This is a genomic window from Novilysobacter viscosus, from assembly GCF_046600715.1.
GTDB classification, from domain to species: domain Bacteria; phylum Pseudomonadota; class Gammaproteobacteria; order Xanthomonadales; family Xanthomonadaceae; genus Lysobacter_C; species Lysobacter_C viscosus.
The window spans coordinates 1-5421 of the sequence record NZ_JBJMAV010000018.1 but is presented as its reverse complement, the minus strand read 5'-3'; the positions used below and the strand labels follow the sequence as shown (position 1 = coordinate 5421).

The 5421-nt window shown below is 69.3% G+C and carries 4 protein-coding genes and 1 pseudogene; 2 read left to right on the top strand and 3 right to left on the bottom strand.

Translation table 11 applies throughout. The annotated features are described in order from the left end of the window. Nucleotides 1-93: 93 nt before the first annotated feature. From ACJQWL_RS13910 to ACJQWL_RS13900, 3 genes and pseudogenes are all read right to left on the bottom strand, one after another. Nucleotides 94-174, bottom strand: a pseudogene (locus ACJQWL_RS13910) (ribose-5-phosphate isomerase RpiA); the annotation flags it as partial. 213 nt (nucleotides 175-387) lie between these two features. Next, nucleotides 388-2097 (bottom strand): M28 family metallopeptidase, encoded by a 1710-nt coding sequence (locus ACJQWL_RS13905; protein ID WP_330969963.1) that lies wholly within the window; start codon nucleotides 2095-2097, stop codon nucleotides 388-390. A 146-nt stretch (nucleotides 2098-2243) separates the two neighbouring features. After that, a complete protein-coding gene (locus ACJQWL_RS13900) occupies nucleotides 2244-2942 on the bottom strand; it encodes a DUF4097 family beta strand repeat-containing protein (RefSeq protein ID WP_330969964.1) in 699 nt (232 codons plus the stop codon). 101 nt (nucleotides 2943-3043) lie between these two features. Between ACJQWL_RS13900 and gpmI the strand changes: the two genes are divergently transcribed. Together gpmI and ACJQWL_RS13890 are read left to right on the top strand one after the other, a co-directional pair. Continuing rightward, complete coding sequence (gpmI, locus tag ACJQWL_RS13895) at nucleotides 3044-4609, top strand: 2,3-bisphosphoglycerate-independent phosphoglycerate mutase (RefSeq protein WP_330969965.1); 1566 nt, start codon at nucleotides 3044-3046, stop codon at nucleotides 4607-4609. Continuing rightward, the coding region (locus ACJQWL_RS13890) for a murein hydrolase activator EnvC family protein (RefSeq protein WP_411300971.1) at nucleotides 4609-5421 on the top strand (813 nt) is incomplete at its 3' end. The genes gpmI and ACJQWL_RS13890, both read left to right, overlap by 1 nt.

Genomic DNA, 5421 nt, shown 5'->3' with positions numbered 1-5421 from the left:
AGGTAGCAGCGACGTCCGTCGGGGCGGGGCGATGCGCCCTCAGGCGGCGCCCGGCGTGATCTGATCGATCAGACGATCGGACCGCTCAAGCGCTCAGAGCACCCGCGGCGGCGATCCGCCCACAATCACTACGTCCGCTCCGCGGCGGGCAAACAGGCCCACGCTTACCACGCCGGCGCCTCGTGGTGCGGCCAATGGCGATTTCCCTATTCGGCATCCTGCGGAACGCGGTTCAGTCCCGGTGTGGCGAGTACCGCGCGAAGGCGTGCATCAGCTACATGGTCTGTTGGCAGACTGTTTCCGAGCTCATGTCAAAAAAGGAAACGGCGCCTGGAAGGGCGCCGTTCCTCGTAATGCTGCATGTAGTGCGTCCCACCGGGTGCGGTATTACTCCGTCACAGCCGGCCTCAGCTTCTGCTGTGCAGCCAGGAACGGGTTGCCCTCGTACCAGCGGGGCCACTGCTCGCTGCCCGCCAGGGCCTGGCCTACGCCGTAGAGGGCCTGCAGGTCCTGCACTGCACCTTCGAGGTTCCAGCTCTCGTCGAACTCGTCGCCGACCTGGTGGTAGCGCTTGTCGCGGTAGTCGGCCTGTGCGGCCTGGCCCGCTTCCGTGCCGCCATCGACCAGGTCGTCACCACCCTTCGCATACAGCGCGGGCACGCCGGCCTTGGCGAAGTTGAAATGGTCGGAGCGGAAGTAGAAGCCGCTCTGCGGTGACGACTCCTCGCGGAGCACGCGCTGCTGGGTGTCGGCCTGCGTCTTGAGCAGGTCTTCCAGCTCGGAGTTCCCCATGCCGACCACGGTGAAGTCGCGCGACGGACCCGACACCGACATGGCGTCGAGGTTGATCACCGCCACGGTCTGGTCCAGCGGCACCGTCGGGTTGGCCACGTAGTACTTGGAACCCAGCAGACCCGATTCCTCCAGCGTCACCGCCAGCAGCATGATGGAACGGTCGGGCTTGGGATTCTGGTGCACGAACGCCTCGGCGATCTCCAGGATGCCGGCAATGCCGGTGGCGTTGTCCACGGCGCCGTTGTAGATCGTGTCGCCCTCGCCCTCATGCTGGCCCAGGTGGTCCCAATGGCCCATGTAGACGATGGTTTCTTCCGGCCGCGTGGCGCCGGGCAGGACCGCAACCAGGTTGGGCGAGCTCTTCTGCGAAGTCGTGCTCTTCAACGAGAGGGAGAGGCGCGCGTCCAGCGGGATCGCCTTGAACCCCGGCTTGTTGGCTGCGGCGTACAGCGCGTCCAGGTCGTGGCCGAGGTCGCCCAGCAGGTCGCGCGCGGCCTCGCCGGTGAGCCAGCCCTGCGCGGGAAGTCGGGGCTCGGGGTCGTCTTTTACCGAAAGGTCGAACTGCGGTCCCGACCACGAGTTCTTGACCACGTCCCAGCCGTAGGAGGCGCCCGCATCGTCATGGATGATCAGCGCCGCGGCCGCCCCTTGGCGCGCCGCCTCTTCATACTTGTAGGTCCAGCGCCCGTAGTAGGTCATCCGGTTGCCTTCGAACAGCTCGGCATCCTTGGCGTGGAAACCCGGGTCGTTGACGAACATGACCACGGTCTTTCCTTCGACATCGACCCCTTCGTAGTCGTTCCAGCCAAGCTCCGGCGCGTTCACGCCGTAGCCGACGAACACCAGTTCGCTGTCATTGATGTCGACCTGTGGTTGCCCGGTACGGGTGCCGACCATCATCTCGGTACCGAACGCCAGCGTGCGGGGCTCCCCCTTGACGTCAAGCTCGAGCGTGGTCGATTCGTCGGCCGTGGTCTCGACCATGTCGACGTTCTGCAGGTAGCTGTCGCCGTTGCCCGGCTTCAGTCCCAGGCGCTGGAACTGCGCGGTCAGGTACTCGACGGTCTTTTCCTCGCCGATGCTGCCCGGCGCGCGTCCGGCGAACTCGTCCGAGGACAGCGTGCGCACGTGGCTCCGGAAGTCCTCGACGGTGATTGCCGGTTCGAACGTGTGCTCGGCCGTGCTCGAGGCGGCGGGGTCGGTGGCGGTGGGTTCCGGCGCATCGGCCGGCTTGTTGCAGGCCGCGAGCACCAGCGCGGCGGCCACCAGCGAGGTGGCGGTGGAAAGCGGAGTGCGAGTCATGGGAGCTCCGATACGGCCGAGGGTGTCGGCGGAATCCCCATTCTATGCCCCACGTGGTGCCCCTCCGCTAGGGCACCCGCGGGAGCGGCGGAACCGCCCCCGCGGCGTGGTGGCGCTACCGCTATTCAGGCGCTGGAAGGTCCGTATCAGTCGCGCGGCGCGCGATCGCCCTCGTAGCGCTGCGCGGTCGCGCCGGTCACCGCGCCGATGCGGGCGGTGCTGTGCACGTACAGCCTGACCTTGCGCTCGAAGACCAGCGGCCCATCGACGCGGGCGCCCGGTCCGATGATCACGCGCGGATCGCGCTTCTTGCCGAACCCGATCCAGTTACGACTGGGCTTGGTGTAGCGGATCCCGCCACGCACGTGGGAACCGGCGCCGACGGTCAGGTCGCCATTGACGGTCTCGATGCCGCCGGCCAGGTCCACGTCGACCAGCCCGATGGAACCGTTGACAGTGCCGACGTCTCCGCCGATGGACCCGCCGCGACCGATGAAGACGCTGCCGTTGACCGTGCCCACGTCACCCTCGGCGTCCAGTCCAGCGTCGGCACGGATGCTTCCGTTGACCGTCGAAAGGCTTTCGACGACGGCGTTCTCCGCCACCTTGACGCTGCCGTTGACGGTGCCGACGTCGGCGACGCGAGCGCCGGCCTCGATCCGGATGCTGCCATTGACGGTCTGCAGGTCGCCATAGGCCTGGCCGGCTTCGGCGGTGATGCTGCCGTTGACTTTGTCGATGCTGGTCTGCGCCAGCGCCGGCGCCGCGCACAGGGCGAGCGCGATCGACAGAGCGACGGGCGACAGGGAGAGGGGCAGGGGACGTGCGATGCGGATGCGGGTCATGGTCGATTCCTTGGACAGTGCGCGTGTGATGCCGCGACCGGGGCTCAGGTTTAACCTGCTTGGATACAATCGGCACCTGCCTTTAGTCACCGGACCCTTCAGTGCCCGTCGATCCGCGCCCGTCCCAAGCCGCCATCCGCCCCGTCGTGCTGTTGATCCTGGACGGGTGGGGCCACCGCGAGGAACGGGAGGACAACGCACTGGCCCAGGCCCACCTGCCGAACTGGGACGCCCTCGTGTCCGCCTCCCCGCACACGCTCATCCACACGGAGGGTCGCCACGTGGGGCTGCCGGACGGGCAGATGGGCAACTCGGAGGTCGGCCACATGAACCTGGGCGCCGGCCGAATCGTCTACCAGGACCTGACCCGGATCGACGCCGCCATCGAGGACGGCAGCTTCGACACCAATGCGCAGTTGCTTGCCGCGTGCCATGACGCAAGGAAAGAAGGGCGCACCCTGCACCTGATGGGCCTGCTGTCGCCGGGCGGCGTGCACAGCCACGAACGCCACCTGCACGCCATGATCGCCCTGGCCGCCCGCGAAGGGGTCCCAAAGGTCGCCGTGCACGCTTTCCTTGATGGCCGCGACATGCCGCCCAGGTCGGCCGCGCCCAGCATCGACGCCCTGCAGGCCGCCTGCGACGCCACCGGCAACGCCCGGATCGCCTCCATCAGCGGCCGCTACTACGCCATGGACCGCGACCAGCGCTGGGACCGGCTGCGGCGCGCGTGGGACGCGATGGTGGAGGCGTCCAGCGACCACCACGCGCCCGATGCGCGGACCGCGCTGGCCGACGCCTACGCCCGCGGCGAGAACGACGAATTCGTTCTGCCCACCGTGATCGACGATGGCGCGACCATGCGCGACGGCGACGCGCTGGTGTTCATGAACTTTCGCGCCGACCGTGCCCGGCAGCTCGCGGGTGCTTTCGTGGCCGACGGTTTCCATGGCTTCGAGGCGCGTCGTCCGCACCTGTCGCGGTTCGTCTGCCTGACCGAATACGACGCGAGGCTGCCGGCCCAGGTCGCGTTCGCCCCCGACGACCTGCGTGACACGCTGGGCGAGGTGGTCTCCACCGCCGGCCTGCGCCAGTTGCGTATCGCCGAGACCGAGAAGTACGCCCACGTGACATTTTTCTTCAGCGGCGGTCGCGAGGCGCCGTTCGAGGGCGAGGACCGCATCCTGGTGCCCAGCCCGAAGGTCGCCACCTATGACCTGCAGCCGGAGATGAGCTGTCCGGAAGTCACCGAGCGCCTGGTGGCGGCGGTGCGCAACCGCGACTTCGACCTGGCCGTGTGCAACATCGCCAATCCCGACATGGTCGGCCACACCGGCAACCTGGCCGCAGCGGTGTTGGCAGCCGAGGCGGTCGACGTGGCGATCGGGGCCATCGTGCGCGCGGTGGGCGATGCCGGCGGCGCGCTGCTGGTGACGGCCGACCACGGAAACCTTGAAATGATGCGTGATGCCAGCACCGGGCAAGCCCATACCGCGCATACCGTGGGGCCGGTGCCCTTCGTGTACATGGGGCCGCGCGCCGCGGGCCTGCGCGCTGGAGGTGCGCTGCGCGACGTGGCGCCGACGGTGCTGGAGTTGCTCGGCCTGCCGCAGCCGGCGGACATGTCCGGCCGGTCGCTGCTTGTCGCGGATGGCGCCGCCGGTTGATGCGCGCCTGGCGCCGCTCGATATTGGCGATGCTGCTGGCCGCGGTTGTCGCCCCGGCGCCGGCGCAGGACGCACGCTCGGCGCAACAACGGCTGGAGACCGTCCGCCGCGAACTCGACTCGGTGGCCGCCGAGCGCCGCAAGCTGGAGGGTGAGCGGGGCGGCGCGGCACGGGCCCTGCGCCAGGCCGACGAAGCAGTCGGGACCTCCACCCGGCGCCTGCGCGAGACCCGCCAACGCCTGGCCGCGGACGAGCAGGCGCTGGCCGACCTGCAGCAGCGGCGCGAACAGATGCAGGCCCGCCTGGGCATGCAGCGCGAACAGTTGAAGTCGCTGCTGCGGGCGGCCTACCGCGAACGCGAGGACGCACCGCTCAAGGCGCTGCTGGCACAGGACCGGCTAGCCGATGCCAACCGGGTACTGACCTACCACCGCTACCTGCAGCGCCACCGCGCCGGCCGGATCGCCGAGCTGGCCGCGAGCGTGCGCACGATGGAGGCGGTTGAACAGGAAATTGTCGCCCGCAAGGCGCAGCTGGAAGCCACCCGCGCGCAGCTGGAGACGGAGCTCGCCGGGCTCCAGGCCGATCGCCGGGAGCGGGCCGGGGTGGTGTCCGGCCTGGACCGCCGCTATCGCGACCGCAGCGACCGCGAGCGGGCCCTCGGGCGCGATGCCAAGGGCCTGGAACAACTGCTGGCCAAGCTGCGCGCGGCCGCAGCGCGTGCCGAAGCCGCCCGCAAGGCGGCTGCCGCAAAGGCGGCCCGGGAGGCTGCCGAGGCCGAGCAGGCCGCCCGTGCCGCCCAGGCTGCCCGT

Bases quoted from the DNA above. Each gene is read 5' to 3' on its own strand.
- ACJQWL_RS13900 (WP_330969964.1), bottom strand. From the start codon at position 2,942: ATGACCCGCATCCGCATCGCACGTCCCCTGCCCCTCTCCCTGTCGCCC.
- ACJQWL_RS13905 (WP_330969963.1), bottom strand. From the start codon at position 2,097: ATGACTCGCACTCCGCTTTCCACCGCCACCTCGCTGGTGGCCGCCGCG.